Origin of the sequence: Streptomyces sp. P9(2023) (genome assembly GCF_032436795.1) — a bacterium.
In the GTDB taxonomy this organism is placed as follows: Bacteria; Actinomycetota; Actinomycetes; order Streptomycetales; family Streptomycetaceae; genus Streptomyces.
In genome coordinates, this window is sequence record NZ_JAUPWM010000162.1 from 1 (window position 1) to 445 (window position 445).

At 35.7% G+C, this 445-nt stretch carries 1 protein-coding gene; it reads left to right on the top strand.

Annotated elements, in window-relative coordinates:
• Window positions 1–66 precede the first annotated feature (66 nt).
• The coding region (locus Q5762_RS37170; RefSeq protein ID WP_315896728.1) for a lamin tail domain-containing protein at window positions 67–445 on the top strand (379 nt) is incomplete at its 3' end.

Genomic DNA, 445 nt, shown 5'->3' on the forward strand with positions numbered 1-445 from the left:
ATCACAATGATAATTTTAGTATCGTTTAAAATATTGATATAAATTGCAGCTTATAGATATGAGTTTATGATGAATAAAGTAAATATAGTCGCACTTGCAATAATGTGCGCATTACCAGCCCATAGCCAAATAATCATTTCAGAAACAACTGAAGGTTCAGGAAACAACAAAGCGATAGAACTCACTAATATTAGTCAAGAAAATATCAATCTTGAACAATACACGCTAAGAATTGCCCATAATGGTGCACAGGACTGGAGCAGTAGTACACTCAGTCTTCCTATTACCGTTATGCAGCCTTCACAAACCTATGTAATTGCTCATTCTCAAGCAGATCCAGAATTATTAGCACTGGCCGATCTACAAGATACTCGCGTAACAACCTTTAATGGCGACGATATTGTTGGCTTATTTCATCAACAGCAACTGATTGATATTGTTGGAA